This window comes from Bacillus altaicus (assembly GCF_042136375.2).
Classification (GTDB): domain Bacteria; phylum Bacillota; class Bacilli; order Bacillales; family Bacillaceae_G; genus Bacillus_A; species Bacillus_A cereus_U.
The window spans coordinates 585835-607244 of the sequence record NZ_CM143394.1 but is presented as its reverse complement, the minus strand read 5'-3'; the positions used below and the strand labels follow the sequence as shown (position 1 = coordinate 607244).

Sequence of the window (21410 nt, the reverse complement as noted above, 5' to 3'; positions counted from 1 at the left end):
ATATAAAGGTGATTGTTCTGACGAGCTATACAACTCGCCAGAACAATACTTTTTAAAGTGATACTGAATTGTCGTTTCCTTTTGCAGCATCTTTTGACGCTTGTACGTACGTACGGTCACACATTAATACGAATGGATAGTAAATTACTACCGCGATTGCAAAGTTTACTAGCTGCAATGCAGCACCAGCGATGCTTCCGCCCGATACAAGATAACCACTAAAAATTGGTGGCATTGTCCACGGAACTAAAGCAACTGTTTTTGGTACCCAGCCTAAGGAAATTGCTGTATAAGAAGTAATAACTAATACAACTGGTGTAAGTACGAATGGAATGATTAAAGCTGGATTTAATACAATTGGTGTACCGAAAATAACTGGCTCGTTAATATTGAAGAAACCAGGACCGATAGATACACGGCCTACACCACGAAGCTGTGCACTTTTCGCAACAAGCATTACTGCTACTAAAAATGCTAATGTCGCACCTGATCCACCGATGTAAACATATACATCAAAGAATGGTTTTGTAAAAATATTCGGTACGTCATATGCAGACATACCATCTTTAAATAAGTTCATATTTTTTTCTAATGCTGGTAAATAGATTGGGTCAATAATACCCCCAATAATATTCGGACCATGTAATCCGAAGAACCATAATACATGAATAAGTAACGCTACAATAATTGCACTTGGTAATGTACCTGCTAAACCTTGTAATGGTACTTGAATTGTTTCAAATACGATTTTATGAATACTTGTACCTGCTAATTTCACTGCTAATTGAATACTTGCTGTTACAATTAAAATAACGAATGCTGGAACTAACGCTGCAAATGACTTCATTACTGCTGGTGGAACACCATCTGGCATTTTAATTGTAATATCCCTTTGAACAAAGAACCTAAATGCCTCTGTGACAAGAAGAGCTACAATGATAGAAACGAATAAACCTTGTGATCCTGTCCAAGCTAAATCAATACCGCCTTCTTTTGGCGTTGTCGGAGATATAATAATTAATGCACCGAATGTAATAATTGCTGCTGACAACGCGTCAATGCCGTAAGATTTCGCTAAATTGTAACTTATCCCAACTGCGGTTATGAGGGCGAGTATAGCGAAGGAACCTGCCCACATACCACCGCCGATATCTTTCCAAACGTCCCCGAATGCACCCTTCATAAATTTTTGGAATGCATCCACTGGCAAGTTATTAATAAGTATTGCAAATGATCCAACTAAAATAAGAGGCATAACTGCGATAAAACCATCACGAATCGCAACTAAATGGCGCTGTGATCCGATTCTTCCTGCGACTGGAACTAAATATTTCTCCATAAATGCAATAAATTTTTGCATTTCGCTTCCCCCCTAATTATTTTTTAAGTGTTAATGCGTGATCTAAAACTGCTTCTCCATTCATCATGCCGTAGTGCATTGGGTTAATAACATCGATTCCAACGCTCTTTTCATCAGCAAGCGTTTTCATTGTAGAAAGCATGTAACGAACTTGCGGTCCTAATAATAGTACGTCTGCTTGATCGATATTGTTTTTTACTGCATCCCCAGATACAGCCCAAATCTTACCTTCTAGACCGCGAGCCTTTGCAGCCGCTTCCATTTTTGTAACTAGTAAACTTGTAGACATCCCTGCTGAACAACATAATAAAATATTCATTTATAAATCCCCCTTGTGTGGTATAAAAAATTTATGTTTTTTATTTTTCTTTACGCTATTTATTAATGCAATTAGCGTGCCAACTTTTTAAAACGCCTAAAATCAGCGTTTTTTCGAGCAATCCACTTGTGTGTTACCGTTTTCAATTAGTGTGTCACCCGAAAAACACACAGTGTGTTATAAAACAACACGCTTTTAACACATAACTGTATGAAAATAGATTAGTGTTTAGTTGTCTAGTTGTATTTAAAACAAAAAAACACTAAATTTTTTTAAAGCGTGAAAATATAATAACGAAAACTATAATATTTCGACTCAAATCAAAAACAAATACCTATTCAAGACACTCGTCTAACTATTGTCCAGTCAAACTCTATTAAATTACATAGAATAGAATAAAATAAAGTATTTCGAAAGGGGATTCCAATGCCAAAGCATAGAAAAAAGAATAGAATGAAAATTTATAGAATACAGTTTCAAAATAAATGGTATAAACATGAAGAGGGTTCTGAACTAGATTCAAACACGTATAAACTAGACAACCAGGACACTGAAGATACGCAAGACAAACAAGATAAGCAAGATAAACAAAACAAGCAAGATAAACAAAACAAGCAAGATAAACAAGACAAGCAAGATAAACAAGACAAACAGGACAAACAGGACAAACAGGACAAACAGGACAAACAGGACAAACAGGACAAACAGGACAAACAGGACAAACAGGACAAACAGGACAAACAGGACAAACAGGACAAACAGGACAAACAGGACAAACAGGACAAACAGGACAAACAGGACAAACAGGACAAACAGGACAAACAGGACAAACCAGATAAACCAGGTAAACCAGGTAAACCAGACAAGCAAGATAAACAAGACAAACCAGACAAGCAAGATAAACAAGACAAACCAGGTAAACCAGACAAGCAAGATAAACAAGACAAACAGGACAAACCAGATAAACAAGATAAACAAGATAAACAAGACAAACCAGGTAAACCAGACAAACAGGATAAACAAGACAAGCAAGACAAACCAGGTAAACCAGACAAACAGGACAAACCAGATAAACAAGACAAGCAAGATAAACAAGACAAGCAAGATAAACAAGACAAGCAAGATAAACAAGACAAGCAAGATAAACAAGACAAACCAGATAAACCAGATAAACAAGACAAGCAAGATAAACAAGACAAGCAAGATAAACAGGACGAGGATGAGGACGAAGACGATAAGCAAGTACAATCGGAAAATGTAATAATAGTACCCACAGATTCGCACAGCTTAGATGTATGGGATGAAATTTCGCTAAAAGAAATACAAGCTGGCGAACATACAAGTTTATTTGAAGAAAAAAGCAATTATCAAAACATTAATTTACTCCAAGTAAGCGATATTCGTCTATATTTGGATAAGCAGCTACAATTTAGTTCCGTCGATGAGCAAATCTATCATGAAGCACTTGTTCATCCAATTATGTCAAAGGTAATAGATCCAAAGCGTGTTCTCATATTAGGTGGTGGTGATGGTCTTGCTTTAAGAGAGGTTTTAAAATATGAAACGGTTCTTCATGTAGACCTCGTCGACTTAGACGAAGAAATGATTAAGATGGCTCGCAATGTTCCAGAATTAGTTTCTTTAAATCAACAGGCATTTTTTGATGATCGTGCAAATGTACATGTATGTGACGCAAAAGAATTTCTGAAATCTCCTTCCTCTTTATATGATGTAATTATTATTGATTTTCCGGATCCAGCGACAGAGTTATTAAGTACTTTGTATACAAGTGAACTCTTTGCCCTTATAGCTACGTTCCTAACAGAAGATGGCGCATTTGTTTGCCAATCTAATTCACCTGCTGATGCACCTCTTGTATATTGGGGTATCGGTAACACAATTGAACATGCCGGATTAACTGTAAAAAGCTATCATACAATTGTTCCTTCTTTCGGAACTGACTGGGGATTTCATATTGCTGCTAACTCCTCGTTTGTACTCAATCAAATTGAACAATTTTACGTAGTACCATCCCCTCGAACATTACCTTCTCTTCTTACTCCTTTATTTCAATTTAAAGAAGAACATTTAGAGCACCGCAATAATGCCGTTTTAAATTTAGAATCTGACCTTACCCTACATCATTGCTATCAAAAAGAAATGGAGTTTTGACAAGGAGGGTACAAATATATGGAATATTCTACGTTTGGGCGTCATATAATAGTAGATTTATGGGGCGTGGATTTTTCTCTATTAAATGATCTTCATTTTTTAGAGCATCATTTAGTTGCCGCTGCGAATCGCTCTGGTGCCCACGTTTTAAATGTAAGTAACAAGGAATTCCACCCATATGGAGTTACGGTATTAATTTTATTATCAGAAAGCCATCTCTCTATTCACACTTATCCTGAAAAGAAATTTGCAGCAATTGATTGTTATACTTGCGGCACATCTGTTGATCCTCAAAAAGCCATTGATTCTATAATAAGCGTATTAAAACCAGAACGTATGCATATAAAAAAATTAATTCGTGGTGTAGGAGAATTTATTACTATCGATTAGTTATCATCCCCATTTCCCCATGAAGAAGGAGGCTTGTTAATATAAAAATACCATCAGTGGAACTTATAACACTCCACTGATGGTAAGCACACATACATAGTCTATTCACCCCGCATTAACGGGCAGTAAAACTCCCACCTCAAAATTCGGCTGGAGCAAAGAAGTTAGGTGGGAGATCCACTGCCCGTAAACGCCCGATTGGTGAAGGCTAATAATCAGTGGGGGATGAACAAAACCCCCACTGATTAAAGTTTCACTTTATCTTAATTGATGATTTAATTTTGCTATTTTTCGTTTCCAATATAAAGTCAGCAAAAACCATATAATGAAGCTCACTTTACATTTTAATTTTTATATAAACTTGGAAATAACACATGCAATCCTGCGTAAGTAGCCCTCTTTTCGTCATAACTGTCTCTTTTAAAAACATAAAAAAACCTTGCATGCGCAAGGTTCATTCAGCTACTGACATCTTCCTATATAATTCTACAAATTCACTCGCCAATTCCTTCACTGTAATTGCGTTCATTAAATGATCTTGCGCATGTACCATCAAAAGGCTAACTTCTGTCTTTTCCCCGCCAGCTTCTTTCTGTATGAGCTCCGTTTGTAAGCGGTGCGCCTCTTGCAATTCATTTAAAGCTTCTTGTAGTTTAGCTTCCGCTTCCTGAAATTCACCGCGCTTTGCGCAATCAATTGCTTCCATTGAACAGCTTCTCGCATTTCCCCCATGCAAAATTAAATGAAAAGCTTTCGTCTCTATCGTATCCATTTTAGTTCTTTACTCCCCCTTTTCTTCCGCTACTTTTTGTTTATCCCATATTTTTAAGAATGGCAAGTAAATAAAGAATGCAAGCGCAAAGTTAACGAGTTGCAAAACAACCCCTGAAATTTTCCCACCTGATCCTAAATATCCACTAAAAAGAATAGGTGTGGTCCAAGGTACAGCAGCTCCACTCGGACGTGCAACCCATCCCCATTCCATCGCAAAATAAGAAACAACCGTTAATACGACTGGCACCAATATAAATGGAATAAGTAAAAGTGGGTTCATTACAATCGGCATTCCGAAAGTCACCATTTCATTAATATTAAAAATACCAGGTGCAATCGACAATCGTCCTAAACTTTTCAATTGCTGACTTCGCGCAAATAATAACATTCCTACAACTAAAGCAAGTGTTGTACCAGAACCGCCCATATAAATCCATAAGTCAAAGAACTGCGCAGTAACCGTATTCGGTACATCTTGCCCAGCCTGAAAAGCAACTCGGTTTTGGTCCATTAACGACAACCAAACCGGGCTCATTACACCACCAACAATTGCAGCGCCATGAATTCCACACGCCCAAAGTACATGGACAATAATAACGGCTATTACCGCGCCCCAAAGACTCGCACCAAGTGCACTAAGTGGTTCTTGCAGAAGTTTCCCTACAACATTATGAATGCTACCGAAAGTCGTATGTTCAAAAATCAATCTAATGATCCAAACAACCGTCACAACAATAAAACCTGGAATAAGCGCAGCAAATGAACGTGTTACTGCTGGTGGAACTGTCTCTGGCATTTTTATAATCATCTTTTTTTGCACAATAAATCTATAAATTTCAGTAGATATAATTGCAATAATCATCGCCACAAACAAACCTTGGCTTCCCATTAGCGCAGCTGGTATAACCCCATCTACAAGTACACTTTCCTTTGTATTTGGCATCATATACATAACCTGGAACGGTGTTGCAAGCAAAAATGATACAAGTGATAATGCACCAGATGCTAAAGCATCCACTTTATAATACTCACCAAGCCTGTAAGCGATTCCAAAAACAGCTATTAAAGACATTATATTAAATGTTGCGCTAACTGGATACCCCAAAGCCTTTTGCCAACTCTCCCCAAACAATCCTGCCATAAAATCATTATACCCTGGTATGGGTAAAGCACTAATAATTAGAAAGAAAGATCCAATAATCAAGAAAGGCATCGTCAAAATAATTCCATCACGAATCGCTTGCAAATGCCTCTGCTCTGCAACCTTCCCTGCCACTGGCATCACATATTTCTCTAAAAACTTTATCATCTATCCCACTCTCCTCATGGTTTCATTGACAAAGCTGCTTGTAAGATAGCTTCTCCATTACAAAGCCCATAATGGACAGATTGAATGACATCAACAGGTATTCCTTTCTCCTTACATAATTCTTTCATTTTCGGTAATAAATAACGTACTTGCGGTCCAAGTAAAAGTACATCTGCATCATCGATATGATTTCGCACTTCTGAACCTGATACAGCCCAAATCTTTACCTCTATCCCCCTTGCCTGTGCCGCTTTCTCCATTTTTGTAACTATCAAACTGGAAGACATTCCCGCTGCACAGCAAAGCAAAATATTCATCCTGTTTCCCCTCCCTCTTTTTCTAAACCTAAGTTATGGTGCATACCTTGCCACCACTAGGTTACAAATATATATGTCTAGATTTCTAACTGTATGCCGAGCTTAAAAACAAAAATTTCTCGGTTTTCACGCTATTCCATCTATCCGTATTTTCCTAGTAAAGAAGTCTCTAACTCGCTATAATGATTCAGTATGATTTTTTTTATAATCGATAGGAGGGTATATTTATGAAGGCATATCGCTTTCCGCTTATTTTATTATCTTCTATCCTAATTGGTGGTTTCATTGGTTATTTCATGGGTGCCGATGCAGTTGCTTTAAAGCCGCTTGGTGACATTTTCTTAAACTTAATGTTTACGATTGTTGTACCGTTAGTGTTCTTTAGCATCGCGTCATCTATTGCTAATATGGATGGATTAAAACGTTTCGGTAAAATTATGTCTAGTATGGCTGGAACTTTCTTATTTACAAGTATTTTAGCTGCTATTTTTATGATTATTATTGTGAAAGTATTCCCGCCAGCACAAGGTGTTGTATTAGAACTAACGAAGCCTGATAGCGCTGAAAAAGCAGTTAGTGTTGCTGATCAAATTGTCGGTATCCTAACAGTATCCGACTTTTCAAAGTTACTATCTCGTGAGAACATGCTAGCTCTTATTTTCTTCTCTATCTTAATGGGGGTTGCAACTTCAGCAGTTGGTGAAAAAGGAAAACCATTCGCTACATTCTTACAAGCTGGTGCAGAAATTTCAATGAAAGTTGTATCTTTCATTATGTACTACGCTCCAATCGGACTAGCTGCCTACTTCGCAGCATTAGTTGGTGAATTCGGACCACAACTTCTTGGAACTTACTTCCGAGCAGCAATGGTATACTATCCGGCTTCTCTTATTTACTTCTTTGTATTCTTTACATTCTATGCGTACCTTGCAGGTCGCAAACAAGGTGTACAAGTATTTTGGAAGAACATGGTCTCTCCTACAGTTACATCACTTGCAACTTGTAGTAGTGCCGCAAGTATTCCAGCGAACTTAGAAGCAACGAAGAAAATGGGTATTTCTTCTGACGTTCGTGAAACAGTTGTCCTTCTTGGATCTACACTTCATAAAGACGGATCTGTTTTAGGCGGGGTATTAAAAATTTCTTTCTTATTCGGTATTTTCAACATGGAATTCGAAGGACCGAAAACATTAGCAATTGCACTTGTTGTTTCTCTATTAGTAGGAACAGTAATGAGTGCTATTCCGGGCGGAGGTATGATTGGTGAAATGTTAATCGTTTCTCTATACGGATTCCCACCAGAAGCATTGCCAATTATCGCAGCAATTAGTACAATCATCGATCCTCCTGCAACAGTGTTAAACGTAACAGGAGATAACGCTTGTGCCGTAATGACAGCTCGTCTTGTAGAAGGTAAAAACTGGATCAAAAATAAATTTGCTTAATATATAGAAAGAGGATGCTCGCTTTGAGCATCCTCTTTTTTGTTGTCATTTGTCAGTGAATCGATATATTGGAAAAATCGTTGCTATATTTAAAGTTGTGATAGATATATCGGAAAAATCGTTGCTATATTTAAAGTTGTGATAGATATATCGGAAAAATCGTTGCTATATTTGAAATTACGATAGATATATTAGCAAAACCGTTAGTATAATTCCATCCCGCCACAAATTTGTTATAACCTTCACAAATATTCCACACCTTTTATCCTTTCTCCGTACTATAATCATGTATGGAAAAGGAGATGGACACAATGACACAAAGCGCACCAGAATTTAAAGTTTTGCAAAGCATTGCATTTCTTGCTGTCGTTTTGCAAAGTTCCTTATTATATACAATGAATCAAGGCAGTGTCTTACTCGAGCAATCCCTCATTATGGGCATGCTATTTAATCTTGCAAAATTTTCAGCACCTGCATTCATATTTATCGTCGGCTTCCATTTAATTCGGCAATATACGAAGCAACTCGTTTACAAAGAATATATTTATGAAAAAGCCACACATTTACTCATCCCTTATTTCTTCTGGTCTATTCTTTATCTAGTAACAACAAACGATATCATTACACTACAAGGCGGAATAAAAAATTTATTACTCGGAACGGCTGCACCTCATCTTTGGTACGTGATTATGATGTTCCAAATTCACTTATTGTTCCCGTTACTATGCACACTATTTTATTGGTTTCAAAAACGAACAGAAAATAAAAAAGACATATATAAATATATGACCATTTTCGCTTGTCTATATTTCTTCTTAATGTGGTACTCTTCTCACTACATTTTTAATGGAGAGAAACTGACTAGTTCAACCATTTTACATTATACAGATCGTTCCTTCTTCTTCTACTCATTCTATTTCGTCATGGGAGGAATAGCTGCTGTAGCATTACAAACTTGGCGTATATTTGTCATGAAACATATTCCGCTTATCACAATACTATTTTTCATCTTATTTTTATTCATCAATTATGAGTTATTTAGTTTTTACGGCGCCAATTCTATTCATTTAACCGTTTCTACCTATTTAAAACCATCTATGTTTCTATATATCGTATGCGAAATTATGATACTGTACGTGTTATCTATTATGATTGTAAAACGAAGAGGCTTATTATATAAAACGTTAAAATTTATCGGAAACTATACGTACGGCGCCTATTTAGCCCACTTTTTCTTTTTACATATAGGCACAAAATTTCTTTCTCTATTTGCACTACAAGAAAACACAATAATATATAGTCTATTACTATTTTCAGTAACAGCCGTACTTTCTATATTCACAATGGTCATTTGCAGTACACTACCATTTCATACATGGGTTACAGGGCCTTCCCCTACGACAAATATGAAATGGGCGAAGATTGCCATTCGAAAAAACCATGAAAAAGTATTTAAACCATATATTTGATATAATAATACACATATAAGAAAAGAAAGCAGGAGACACCTATGATTAATCAAATTGGACAAATTATGTTATATGTAAATAACCAAGATGAATCAGTACAATTTTGGACAGAAACAGTAGGATTCCAAATCGTTGCGGAAGAAAATAACGGACAAGGATTTCGCTGGATTGAAATTGCGCTGGCAAAAGAAGCTGGAACAAGCATTGTCCTTCACGATAAGGCGTTAATTGCGAAGATGCAACCTGAATTAAACTTAAATACTCCTTCACTTATGTTCTTCTCTAATAACTTAGATCAACTGTATAAAGATCTTTCTGAGAAAAACGTTACGGTTGGACAAGTTGTAGATTTACCTACTGGTAGAGCATTCAACTTTGCTGATAATGAAAACAATTACTTTGCGGTAATGGAAAAGAAATAAGCAAAAAGTGCCACCCCTAGGGTGGCACTCTATTTTTTACTCTTCTCCAATTCTATTTCAGCTAAAAGCGGTAATACGTTATCAAAAATATGTGTATTATTATTCTCACCTGTTACATATCCACCATAATATCTACTAAATACATTATCATTTCGGAATGTAGTCATCCGCTCATACAATTCCTTCGCAAACTTTGTATCACCTGTTTGTAGTACGTACAAAATTGTTAATCCGTAAGATGCTGGTGATTCATAGTTCACAGCTTGTTTTCCCGTTTCTAAGTTATAACGTCCGTATAACTTTCCGTCTTCGCGAAATTTCTTCTTTATAAATTCCAAATAAGCATCTGATGAAAGACCGCCTAAACTGCGATGATAAGCAACGTATGATTGATCAATAAGATTCACTTCTTTATCGTACGTAAATGTCCCATCATCTTTATACTCTTTCGGGAATGCCCAGTCGTTTCTCGGATAATCCGCTAAAAACTGAACAACTTCCTGATACTGCTGTGCAGAAATTTTCCCATACTTTTTCATATAAGAGAATGCATGCGGATTTATGTAAGATGTTGTTGCAAAGTTATTTTGTTTCCCTGCATCTGCATCATAATAATCCACGTAATAATTATCTTTTTTATTATAACGAAGTACAGCATTGCTCAATTGATCTGCAAGGTTTTTATAGCGATCTTCCTTATACATTTCATAAGCACGATATAATTGTTCAATAATACGAAGATCATCTATAAGTGCATTTGTGGCTGACTGCATTTCTCCCTTTTCAGAGATTTTCCATAAAACGATGTGTTCCTTATGTACAAAATTATTTTGAATGACCTTTACTTGTTCATCAAATAGCGACTGATCATCTTTATCAAGCGTATATTGTAACCATAGTCCTGCCGATTCTGATAAAGCTTCACGGCCCTTCGCTTCACCCGTTCCTGCCTTTGTATCCTCTAAGCGATACGTTGCAAGTGTTCCATTTTCATTTACCATATGCCTTAAAATAAAATGCTCCGTACGGTTTCCTTGTAAAGCCGACCAAAATACAATTCCGCCTAATACGATTAAGAAAACAACTCCAAACCCTATATATAAACGTTTCCGCAAGCTTTTCACCTCCCTATTAAGGCTAACCTTAATTTTAACAGAACATACGAAAATTTAAAAAAGACAATCCGTTAGATTGTCTCTCCCACCTTATCCTTCGCAAACCTCTTTAGAAGGTCTATATAGCGATTCCACAAGTCGATCATATTCACGACGCGTAATTTCTTTATTATACAACTTTAATAATAAATCTCTATGCTCTCTTGAAAATGCCATCTTTTTAATGACTTCAGGATACATAAAACACCCTCTCCATTTCACATAAACTTCTTCATCCCGGAAATAGAACTTACGTTCGCATAAAAGATTATAAAAGATTCAGCCATAAAAAACAAACAAAATATTATCAAATTTTAATTTCTTTCTTTTGGGAATATTTCAACATTATATTACCATACTCATTTTTTAAATACATATATATTTTTGGCAGTTTTTTGAATAAATCTTCCAATTCAATCAGAAAATAATGGCAAAAAGAAGAGGAGTATACATATGGATACCGTAACATTAGCAAGGGCATTTTTTGGTTCTTCATTAGCATTCCACATTATCTTTGCAACGCTTGGAGTTGGGCTTTCTTTAATGATTTTTATAAGTGAAATACTCTATCACTGGAAGAAAGATTCCGACTATGCCATTATGGCAAAAAGATGGACAAAGGCTTTTGCTATCCTTCTCGGTGTAGCAATTCCAACTGGAACAATTGTTGGTGTACAAATTTCACTTCTTTGGCCTGGTTTCGCCAAAATTGTTGGTCAAGTTATTTCCGTTCCGTTTCAAATTGAGATTTTCGCCTTCTTTTTAGAGGCTTTATTCATGTCTATTTATGTATATGCAGCTGATAAACTACCTCCAGTTATGAGATTAATCTCGCTATTTTTCGTTATGATTGGTGCCACTGCATCCGCCGTGCTTATTACATCAGCAAATACATGGATGAACACACCTGCGGGCTTTTCAATGGGGCCAGATGGCTCAGTTTTTAACGTTGATCCGTGGAAAGCTTTCTTTAATCCAAGCTTTGGCACAAGTGCATTCCATGTCGTTATTACAGCCTATACAACTGGAGCAGCTGTTATCGCTTCTATCGCTGGATTTAAATTATTAAAGAAAAATTTAAGTACGCGTGAAATTGCTTACCATAAAAAAGGATTACTGTTAGGGCTTGTCGTTACATTTATCACAGGTGCTACGATGTGGCTTTCAGGACACGAATCTGCTATTGCCTTACATAAACATTCACCTGAAAAACTAGCATCTGCTGAAGCTTTGTTTGAAACGACATCCCACGCTCCGTTATCGCTTGGCGGGGTTGTGGATCCTAACACACTTGAACTAAACTATGCCCTTGAAATTCCGAACATGCTTAGCTTATTAGTGGGACTAGACCCTAGCACCGTTGTAAAAGGTCTAAAGGAATTCCCGCAAGAAACGTGGCCACCATTTTACACACATACACTGTTCAACTTAATGGTCGGCACTGCTGCCTTTACCTTTGCAGTTGCAGCTATTGCCCTCTTATATTGGCACTTTGTTTACCGAAAAAAAGGAGTAGAGTTACCGAAGTGGCTTCTTTGGGGAGCTGCCGCATGTGGACCCGTTATGTTGCTCGGTATTGAATTCGGATGGATTTTTAGTTGTAGTGGTCGTCAGCCATGGACAATTTATGGCATGCAACGTACGGTCGATGCTTCTACACGCGCTGATTTCGTCGGTCCTTTATTTGTTTTATTCATCATTTTATATATTGGACTCGGTATTTTAACAGTCTTTGTACTACGGACATTCTTTAAGAAACATCCGTTAAAGAATGATTTACATCACGAAGGAGGCGATTCTCGTGCATGAGGAAAGCATTGCAATCATCATCTTATGGGCTCTTATTTTCGTATATAGCATACTAGGGTCTATTGATTTTGGGGCTGGTTTTTGGGGCATGGTATACGCTAAACACCCGACGCTTGCTGCCAAGCTTGCTAATCGGTACTTATCACCAACTTGGGAAGTAACAAATACGTTTCTTGTCTTTGTCGTTGTCGCTTTTCTCGGTTTCTTTCCGAAAGCAGCCTTTACCCTGGCAACGGTTATGTTTGTACCAGTTATGTTAATTTTAGTACTCGTTGCGATTCGCAGTACATTTATGGTATTTGCTTACTCCCTACCAAAGTACCAACACCTTCTTCGGATTATTTCAGGTATTACAGGGCTCTTAATCCCAGCTCTATTAATTACCGTTCTACCCGTTACAGAAGGTGCCTATATTACGATGTCTGAAGGAAAAGAAGTGCTCCTTTACGGAAAACTTCTTTCTAGTCCCGTTATTTATTGTTATATGCTCTTTGGACTAACTTCGGAACTATTTCTATCATCTCTCTTTCTTGCTGATTTTGCTAGGGAACAAGGTTCTGAAGATACGTACCGAATTTATAGGAGAAATGCCATCATACTTGGTCCTGCAACGCTCGTGACTGCTATTATCGCTCTCGTTGTAATGGACCCTGAAACACACTGGCTTATGCAAGGACTAATAAAGCAATTCCCATGGTTTACAGTCTCTATCATTTTATTTGTTATCGGATATTCCTCCCTTTGGTGGACAAATAAGAAGTACAGCACACTAGGCTTCCCTCGCATTGCAGTTTTAGCTGTCGTCGCTCAATATGCATTTGCAAGCTACGCTTACGGCGTCGCCCATTTACCGTATATCATTTACCCGGACGTAACTGTATTTACAAGCTTTACGACGGTCGAAACATTCTATGCACTTCTTATTCTTTACGCAATCGGGATTGCAATTTTACTACCCGGATTCATTTTCTTCTGGAATTTATTCTTGAAGGATCGAACTTTTTTGAAGGAAAAATAATAAAGTGAAACTTTAATCAGTGGGGGTTTTTTCATCCCCCACTGATTATTAGCCTTCACCAATCGGGCGTTTACGGGCAGCAGGGCTCCCATCTAACTTCTTTGCTCCAGCCGAGTTTTTAGGTGGGAGTCTTACTGTCCGCAAATAGAGGGATAAATGAGGGGCATTCGTACATAGAATGCCCCTCATTTATTAGACGTCTCTCCTAATAGTTATTACACTACCAATGATACTTGTCCTATAGCTCAAAAAACACATATTCACATCATTCCATTATACGCCTAGTTCTTCTTATTTCCTGCTGAATATACTAGCAATATAAACTTGAGACAAGCTACATTTGTTCAAGGGAAAATAGAAAGGTAGGTTAAATATGAGCATTGAAATATGGATTACTATTATTGTATTCTTCTTAACGATGATTGTTGTCTTTTGGCGACCCCGTGGCTTAAATGAGGCATGGCCGGCAGCAGTCGGCGCTGGCATTATCCTCATTACTGGACTTGTATCAAAACCAGACGTCATGGACATTATAAGTAAAATCGGCGGTGCCTCCATAACAATATTAGCGACCATCGTTATGGCGGTTATATTAGAAAGCTTCGGCTTCTTCCACTGGTCCGCAGCAAAACTTGCAAATTTAGCAAAGGGCTCCGGTCGCCGTTTATACTGGTATATTCAATTATTATGTTTTCTTATGACTCTTTTATTCAATAACGACGGTAGTATTTTAATTACAACACCGATTTTGATTTTACTTCTGAAAAACCTTCAATTAAAACCTCATCAACAAATCCCTTATTTATTAAGCGGTGCTTTAATCGCCACTGCATCTAGTGCACCAATCGGTGTAAGTAATATCGTAAACTTAATCGCATTAAATATTGTTAATATGACTCTTTATATGCATACAGCTATGATGTTTGTACCTGCAACACTAGGACTACTGTTTATGTCATGGCTCATGTATACAGTTTTAAAGAAAAAACTTCCAGAAAGATTACCTGTTTCTTCATATGATATTGAAGAGATTTTTTTCACGAAAAACTTCCATCCATTAAAAGGAAAAAATTCTGTTGATACAAAACAAAAACGTACAAAATTCATGTTAAAAGTATTAGGCTTCGTCTTCCTTATGCGCTGTCTTCTATTCGTTGCATCCTTCTTATCGATTCCAATCGAAATTGTTGCTGTACTCGGTTCACTCATTCTTCTCATCTGGAGATGGTACTACTTACGAACAAACCCAGTCGATATTTTGAAAAAGACACCGTGGCACATTTTAATTTTCGCTTTCTCTATGTATGTAATTATTTACGGGCTTCATAACGCAGGATTAACAGCGGCACTTGTAAGTTGGCTCGAACCAGTTGTAAGTCAGCATCTACTCTATGCCAGCTTTGCAATGGGCGGACTCGTTTCCCTCCTCTCTAACGTCTTCAATAACCACCCTGCACTTATGATTGGTACAATCACATTAACAGAAATGGGACTAGATCCAGTCACATTAAAAACTATCTATCTCGCAAATATCATTGGTAGTGACATCGGTTCACTATTGTTACCAATTGGTACGCTAGCTTCCCTCATTTGGATGTATATACTAAGACAAAACAAAATTAAAGTGAAATGGAAGGATTATTTAAGCGTATCTCTCATCGTAATCCCACTCACAACAGTCGTCACATTATTCCTCTTATACTACTGGGTACAATTATTCTTCGCCTTATAGACAACAGAAGCCCCCTTTGCTACCGTCTTAGCAAAGGGGGCTTCTTCTATATTTAAGTTAGGTACAATGTGATCAATCAAGTAACGAGGTGTAACGTATTATTGATATAAGTGACTACCAATTTCTTTGAATTCTACCGCTTTCTCTTTCATTCCTTTTTCAATTGCTTCTGTCGTTTCTAAATCATTTTCTTTCGCATATTCACGAATATCATGCGAAATTCTCATACTACAAAACTTCGGGCCACACATTGAACAGAAATGAGCTGTTTTCGCCCCTTCTGCTGGCAACGTTTCATCATGATACTCCATCGCACGTTCAGGATCTAAAGATAAATTAAATTGATCGCGCCAACGGAATTCAAATCGTGCTTTCGAAAGTGCATCATCACGCTGATGAGCCGTTTTATGCCCTTTCGCAAGATCGGCTGCATGCGCAGCGATTTTGTACGTAATAACCCCTTCGCGAACATCATCTTTATTTGGTAAACCTAAATGTTCTTTCGGTGTTACATAACAAAGCATCGCCGTTCCAAACCAGCCAATCATCGCAGCACCAATCGCTGATGTGATATGGTCATAACCTGGTGCAATATCTGTTGTTAACGGCCCAAGTGTATAGAACGGCGCGCCCTGACAAATATCAAGTTCTTTCTCCATATTTTCTTTAATTAAATGCATCGGTACATGCCCAGGTCCTTCAATCATAACTTGCACATCATGTTTCCAAGCAATTTTTGTTAATTCACCAAGTGTTTCAAGCTCAGAAAACTGTGCTTCGTCATTTGCATCTGCAATAGAACCTGGACGTAATCCATCTCCAAGAGAGAACGAAACATCGTACTGCTTCATAATTTCACAAATCTCTTCAAAATGAGTATATAGGAAGTTTTCTTTATGATGGAATAAACACCACTGCGCCATAATCGAACCACCGCGCGAAACAATACCTGTCATACGCTTTGCAGTAATTGGAATGTAACGAAGTAATACACCAGCGTGAATCGTGAAGTAATCAACGCCTTGCTCCGCCTGCTCAATTAACGTATCACGGTATACCTCCCACGTTAAATCCTCTGCAATTCCGTTTACTTTTTCAAGCGCTTGATAAATTGGCACAGTTCCAACTGGTACCGGAGCATTACGAATAATCCACTCACGTGTTGTATGAATGTTTTTACCTGTAGATAAATCCATAATCGTATCTGCACCCCAGCGAGTCGCCCACGTCATCTTCTCTACTTCTTCTGCAATAGAAGACGATACAGCAGAGTTTCCGATATTTGCATTTACCTTTACGTGAAAATTACGTCCAATTATCATCGGTTCCGCTTCAGGATGGTTAATGTTCGCTGGCAAAATCGCACGACCTTCTGCAATCTCCTTACGAACAAATTCAGGCTCTAGCCCTTCACGAATCGCAACATATTCCATCTCAGACGTAATAATGCCATTACGTGCATAATGCATTTGCGAAACATTTGTACCTTGCTTCGCTCTAAGCGGCTTACGGTCCATTTGCGGGAAAACAGGTGTATGTTTTGAAGCCACTTTCACACCGTCATCCTCTGGTTTTACTTCGCGCCCTTCGTATCCTTCTACATCACCACGCCCCAGGGTCCAAGAGTGGCGCGGCGTTGGAATCCCTTTTTCCAGCTCCACTTTATATTCTGGATCTGTATAAGGTCCACTCGTATCATACACACGGATTGGCGGATTTTGAACACCGTTCGTATCGCTTTGTTCAATCTCGCGCATCGGCACTTTCATACCTTCACGTGGCCCATCCACATACACTTTCTTACTTCCTGGTAAACTCGATTTTAATTCAATTTGCTCTGCAGAAACAGATTGTTTCATAACCTTTATTGCCCCCCTGTTCGTGACAAGGACGAGATATGGCCAGCGTATGCCAAAATAAAAAGAGCCAGGTCCATAAAAAAATAAGGACCTGGCTCATAAAGACATAATTATGTAAAGCCGTTAACTTCCCTACGCTGGTACGAGCCAGATCAGGTCCAAAGGGTTAAGAAGTTCACACGCTTCTCTCTCAGCCTACGCATACGTTAGGCACCCCTAGTTTATCACTGATTTAATTTTCAATACTTTCCCATCATACCCTATAATCTGAAAAATGCAAAGGTTATTTCTTTTTTGTTTACGGAATCATCCAAGTCAAATAATAAGCCTGCACATACGTCATAATCCCAATAATAGTAACGAAGAATAAACTATGCTTCAATGTAAAGCGGAACAAATCTGACTCTTTCCCAGCAAGTCCAACTGCCGCACAAGCAATCGCAATTGATTGCGGAGAAATCATTTTACCTGTTACACCGCCCGTTGTATTTGCTGCAACGAGAAGCACTTCAGATACACCGACTTGCTGCGCTGTAATTGCTTGTAAATTCGAGAACAGTGCGTTCGCTGACGTATCTGATCCTGTTAAGAATACCCCAATCCAGCCTAAGAATGGTGAGAAGAACGGGAATAGTCCGCCAGTTCCTGCAAGTGCTAACGCTAATGTAGAAGATAAACCAGAATAGTTTGCGATAAATGCGAATCCTAATACGAATCCAATAGATAGAATTGGCATTTTTAGTTCGTTTAACGTTTCTTTAAATGTTGCTACTGCATCTTTTGCACTCATTTTCAAAATAAAGATAGAAATGATACAAGCAATTAAAATTGCTGTTCCAGTCGCTGATAAAACATCTAATTTCAAGATTGCTTCATAAGGTGTTGGTTTATTTACAATTGGCTCTGCTTTCATTACTAAATTGTGCAAGCCTGGAACTTCAAATTTAAATACGAGACTTTCTAAAGCACCACCTGGAGCGAATAATGCTTTAAAGAAACTTTGGCTCCAAATGACTACCATCACAGTTAAAATAATGAACGGAGACCATGCTTTTACTACTTTTCCTACTGTTAGTTTCGGCATAGATGTCGTCGTTGCTGCTACTTCACTATTTGCTTCTTTAGACTGATAAATTTCTTTCGGCTGCCAAACTTTTAAGAATAGCGATAAACTTACTAAACTTACAAGCGCTGACGTAATATCAGGAAGTTCTGGCCCTAAAAACGTCGCTGTAATAAACTGTGTAATTGCAAATGAACTACCGGCTACAAATAAAGCAGGCCACGTTTGTCTTACTCCTTTAAAACCATCCATTAAAAATACGATAAAGAACGGAACAAATAAAGATAAGAACGGTAATTGATGCCCAGCCATTTGTCCAATTTTATGTGGATCAATGCCTGTTACTTGTCCAGCAACTGTAATCGGAATCCCCATCGCTCCGAACGCTACTGGTGCAGTATTTGCGATTAAACAAAGACCTGCTGCATATAAAGGATTTAGCCCAAGACCTGCAAGAAGCGCTGCCGTAATCGCTACTGGTGCACCAAATCCTGCTGCCCCTTCCAAAAATGCTCCAAATGAAAATCCGATTAAAATAACGAGTAAACGATGGTCATTCGTAATGGATAATACAGATGCACGAATGACATCAAATTGACCTGTTTTCACAGAAATTTTATATAAAAATACTGACATAATGATAATCCACGCAATTGGCCATAATCCGTATAAGAAACCGTATCCGGTCGCTGCCATTGCCATTGTGAATGGCATTTTATACGCAAATAAAGCCACCAAAATCGTTAATACAACTGTAATAAATCCTGCCACATACCCCTTCATGCGGAAAACTGCTAAAGCTAAGAAAAAAAAGATGATTGGAATAAGTGCGACTGCTGCCGAAATCCAAATGTTACCGAACGGATCGTAAACTTGTGTCCATGTGTTCATTGTTCTCTCCCCCTAAAGAATCCCCTTTTAAATAGATATAACCTTATCAATAGACTATCAGGTCATCATACCTTTAATTCTAAAAAAATATAAACGCCTACGAAAACGTTTTCATTAATTTTATCACACCAATTTTCATTTAAAAAGATTTTTTTGAAAATTTTATCATTTAAACAGAAAATCTTACAAAAACGTCACGTTCTTGTAATGTTAATCGATAGGAAGCTTACCAAATTTACTGCATACTAAAGGTATAACAACGGACATTACTTATGAGGTGATATATATGAACGGAAACAAAATATTAGCAGCTTTATCATACTTTAGTGTATTATTTGCGCCTATCTTATTCCCTATTATCGTGTGGATTGTGGGTGATTCTGAAACGAAACCACATGCAAAACGTGCTCTATGGACACATATTATTCCAAGCATTGCTTCATTTATTGGATTAGTTATTTTAGGAATTATGGGCATCGGATCTGATCAACCAGACGTAACACTTGGAATTGGAGCAATCATCGTCTTATGCATTTGCGGAATCATTAGCTTATACTACTTCATTTGGAATATCGTGAAAGGGATTAAGGTACTGAAAGCTTAGTTTTAAACAAACGTTTGATTAAAAAGAAACTGTCGCATAATCGTAAATGAAATTTTATCGGCGATTCGACAAGAGTAACCTACCTATTAATAAGAAAAAAACCGTCCCAAAATACCTTTTGGGACGGTTTTTTTATCTTCTGCGTTTCTTCTTTTTTCTCATCATTTTCTTTCGGCGCGTATTTGCTTTATCCGCTATAATGTGGAGCGTACTCGCCACAACAATTCCCATTACAAACGTTACAATTTCAACCTCGTATTCCTTCGTAATTTCTATTAAATTTCCGTCGAACGCTATTATATTTAATAGGAATAAAAACGGAGAAAACACGATTAACATGTATGCAATACGAATAATATCACCAATTATAATCGTATGTGTGAAGAAGGAACGATGGGGCATTACGCTCCGATATGGATACCAAAAAATGCGCAGGAATCCCCATTTATTATACGCATTACTGTACGTATCTAAATCCGGTGTTAAAAATGCAGTACCTACTAAAAAGCCAATTGCAAAAGTTAATAAAAAATCAAAATTTGTTAATCCATACGAAAAGAGCATAAACAAAACAACCGGAAGGGATATTAAGTTTATTTTCGTATGCGTTCTTCCTGATGGCATAATGCACTTCCTCGCTTACGTTCGCCCTGTCATCCGACAGGTCTCACCTATTGATCTAATTTTTGATCGATAAATGATGTGTCTATATCCGAACCAAACCATTCTGCCAACTTCACTCGTGCCTTATCTTTCACTTCTTCATTTACGTATATCGATGCTTGTAATAGTGCGGCCATTAACGCACCTAAATCATCCGTATAACCAATTCCAGCAACTAAATCTGGGATTGCATCAATCGGTGCAATGAAATAAGCAAGTGCTCCGATTACAATAATTTTCACTCGTTTTGGAACATCCGGTCTTTGCAAAACGTAAAACAACAATAAACTCGCATAGATTACCGACTGCCCTGCCTGCTTCGCAACATGTTTTATTTTCTTCCAAAACGCTTCAACTGAAAATTTTTGTTTCATTCAAAAGCCTCCCTATTTTTCAAAAGAAATAAGCTACAATATGTTATGTTATCAGTAAAAGTTCATCAAAATTACACATAATCTATCAATGAAATTTCATTGTAACAAACAAAACCAAAAAGAACAAGTGTTCGTTAATTTTTTCGTGTTTTCCTTCATATAATAGTTTTCTAGACAACCACTTAAAGATTTCTATTCCATATTTCTCAACCAAAAAACTTTCAATTTCGCTTAACATTCTTTTCTATTTTTGTTATATTTTCTAG

The 21410-nt window shown here is 37.5% G+C and carries 20 protein-coding genes and 1 riboswitch; of the genes, 9 read left to right on the top strand and 11 right to left on the bottom strand.

The features are described 5' to 3' along the window. Positions 1 to 52: 52 nt before the first annotated feature. The gene (gene celB, locus ACE38F_RS03030) at positions 53 to 1360 is read right to left on the bottom strand and encodes a PTS cellobiose transporter subunit IIC (protein WP_215554738.1); all 1308 of its coding nucleotides are present in this window, start codon (positions 1358 to 1360) and stop codon (positions 53 to 55) included. Between the two features lie 16 nt (positions 1361 to 1376). Beyond that, positions 1377 to 1679, bottom strand: coding sequence for a PTS sugar transporter subunit IIB (locus tag ACE38F_RS03025; RefSeq protein ID WP_215554739.1), 303 nt, complete (start codon positions 1677 to 1679; stop codon positions 1377 to 1379). Between the two features lie 426 nt (positions 1680 to 2105). Here ACE38F_RS03025 and ACE38F_RS03020 point away from each other — a divergent pair, with 426 nt between their 5' ends. After that, positions 2106 to 3851: a polyamine aminopropyltransferase gene (locus tag ACE38F_RS03020; protein WP_462782394.1), complete on the top strand. Its 1746-nt coding sequence runs from the start codon at positions 2106 to 2108 to the stop codon at positions 3849 to 3851. Positions 3852 to 3869: 18 nt separating this feature from the next. Further along, complete coding sequence (gene speD, locus ACE38F_RS03015; protein WP_375370222.1) at positions 3870 to 4241, top strand: adenosylmethionine decarboxylase; 372 nt, start codon at positions 3870 to 3872, stop codon at positions 4239 to 4241. Positions 4242 to 4695: 454 nt separating this feature from the next. Here speD and ACE38F_RS03010 read toward each other — a convergent pair whose 3' ends face one another. Genes ACE38F_RS03010 through ACE38F_RS03000 form a run of 3 tightly spaced genes read right to left on the bottom strand, consistent with a single transcriptional unit; the run spans position 4696 to position 6641 of the window. Next, the gene (locus ACE38F_RS03010) at positions 4696 to 5013 is read right to left on the bottom strand and encodes a PTS lactose/cellobiose transporter subunit IIA (RefSeq protein WP_375370224.1); all 318 of its coding nucleotides are present in this window, start codon (positions 5011 to 5013) and stop codon (positions 4696 to 4698) included. A gap of 9 nt (positions 5014 to 5022) precedes the next feature. Then, positions 5023 to 6324, bottom strand: a complete 1302-nt coding sequence (gene celB, locus ACE38F_RS03005) for a PTS cellobiose transporter subunit IIC (protein ID WP_375370225.1) — start codon at positions 6322 to 6324, stop codon at positions 5023 to 5025. 14 nt (positions 6325 to 6338) lie between these two features. Further along, complete coding sequence (locus ACE38F_RS03000; RefSeq protein ID WP_002198836.1) at positions 6339 to 6641, bottom strand: PTS sugar transporter subunit IIB; 303 nt, start codon at positions 6639 to 6641, stop codon at positions 6339 to 6341. 227 nt (positions 6642 to 6868) lie between these two features. On the opposite strand from ACE38F_RS03000, the gene ACE38F_RS02995 reads away from it, so the two are divergent. The 3 genes from ACE38F_RS02995 to ACE38F_RS02985 all read left to right on the top strand — a co-directional run bounded on the left by ACE38F_RS02995 (position 6869) and on the right by ACE38F_RS02985 (position 9977). Further along, positions 6869 to 8086 carry a dicarboxylate/amino acid:cation symporter gene (locus ACE38F_RS02995; protein WP_375370226.1) on the top strand — a complete coding sequence of 406 codons (1218 nt, stop codon included), beginning with the start codon at positions 6869 to 6871 and terminating at the stop codon, positions 8084 to 8086. Between the two features lie 311 nt (positions 8087 to 8397). Then, positions 8398 to 9555, top strand: a complete 1158-nt coding sequence (locus tag ACE38F_RS02990) for an acyltransferase (protein WP_375370227.1) — start codon at positions 8398 to 8400, stop codon at positions 9553 to 9555. 41 nt (positions 9556 to 9596) lie between these two features. Further along, positions 9597 to 9977, top strand: coding sequence for a VOC family protein (locus ACE38F_RS02985; RefSeq protein ID WP_002159850.1), 381 nt, complete (start codon positions 9597 to 9599; stop codon positions 9975 to 9977). Between the two features lie 29 nt (positions 9978 to 10006). Here the strand turns inward: ACE38F_RS02985 and ACE38F_RS02980 are convergent, their stop codons facing one another. Further along, complete coding sequence (locus tag ACE38F_RS02980; RefSeq protein WP_375370228.1) at positions 10007 to 11092, bottom strand: transcriptional regulator; 1086 nt, start codon at positions 11090 to 11092, stop codon at positions 10007 to 10009. Positions 11093 to 11182: 90 nt separating this feature from the next. Then, positions 11183 to 11332, bottom strand: coding sequence for a hypothetical protein (locus ACE38F_RS02975; protein ID WP_002144831.1), 150 nt, complete (start codon positions 11330 to 11332; stop codon positions 11183 to 11185). A gap of 252 nt (positions 11333 to 11584) precedes the next feature. On the opposite strand from ACE38F_RS02975, the gene cydA reads away from it, so the two are divergent. The 3 genes from cydA (at position 11585) to ACE38F_RS02960 (ending at position 15690) form a co-directional block, all read left to right on the top strand. After that, positions 11585 to 12940 (top strand): cytochrome ubiquinol oxidase subunit I, encoded by a 1356-nt coding sequence (gene cydA, locus ACE38F_RS02970; RefSeq protein WP_375370229.1) that lies wholly within the window; start codon positions 11585 to 11587, stop codon positions 12938 to 12940. After that, positions 12933 to 13958 (top strand): cytochrome d ubiquinol oxidase subunit II, encoded by a 1026-nt coding sequence (locus ACE38F_RS02965; protein ID WP_070168177.1) that lies wholly within the window; start codon positions 12933 to 12935, stop codon positions 13956 to 13958. The genes cydA and ACE38F_RS02965 overlap by 8 nt, the downstream gene beginning before the upstream one ends. 373 nt (positions 13959 to 14331) lie before the next feature. Then, positions 14332 to 15690 (top strand): arsenic transporter, encoded by a 1359-nt coding sequence (locus tag ACE38F_RS02960; protein WP_375370230.1) that lies wholly within the window; start codon positions 14332 to 14334, stop codon positions 15688 to 15690. A 98-nt stretch (positions 15691 to 15788) separates the two neighbouring features. Here ACE38F_RS02960 and thiC read toward each other — a convergent pair whose 3' ends face one another. Together thiC and lldP are read right to left on the bottom strand one after the other, a co-directional pair. Further along, a complete protein-coding gene (gene thiC, locus ACE38F_RS02955) occupies positions 15789 to 17549 on the bottom strand; it encodes a phosphomethylpyrimidine synthase ThiC (protein WP_375370231.1) in 1761 nt (586 codons plus the stop codon). A gap of 112 nt (positions 17550 to 17661) precedes the next feature. After that, positions 17662 to 17777, bottom strand: a riboswitch (TPP riboswitch). 70 nt (positions 17778 to 17847) lie between these two features. Beyond that, positions 17848 to 19503, bottom strand: coding sequence for an L-lactate permease (gene lldP / locus ACE38F_RS02950; RefSeq protein WP_016106648.1), 1656 nt, complete (start codon positions 19501 to 19503; stop codon positions 17848 to 17850). 286 nt (positions 19504 to 19789) lie between these two features. Here lldP and ACE38F_RS02945 point away from each other — a divergent pair, with 286 nt between their 5' ends. Further along, entirely contained in the window at positions 19790 to 20107 is a 318-nt protein-coding gene (locus tag ACE38F_RS02945) for a magnetosome magnetite crystal formation protein family (protein WP_002159844.1), read from the top strand. Positions 20108 to 20239: 132 nt separating this feature from the next. Here ACE38F_RS02945 and ACE38F_RS02940 read toward each other — a convergent pair whose 3' ends face one another. After that, positions 20240 to 20731: a metal-binding protein gene (locus tag ACE38F_RS02940; protein ID WP_341037741.1), complete on the bottom strand. Its 492-nt coding sequence runs from the start codon at positions 20729 to 20731 to the stop codon at positions 20240 to 20242. A gap of 47 nt (positions 20732 to 20778) precedes the next feature. Continuing rightward, complete coding sequence (locus tag ACE38F_RS02935; protein ID WP_002112935.1) at positions 20779 to 21144, bottom strand: YkvA family protein; 366 nt, start codon at positions 21142 to 21144, stop codon at positions 20779 to 20781. Positions 21145 to 21410: the final 266 nt, after the last annotated feature.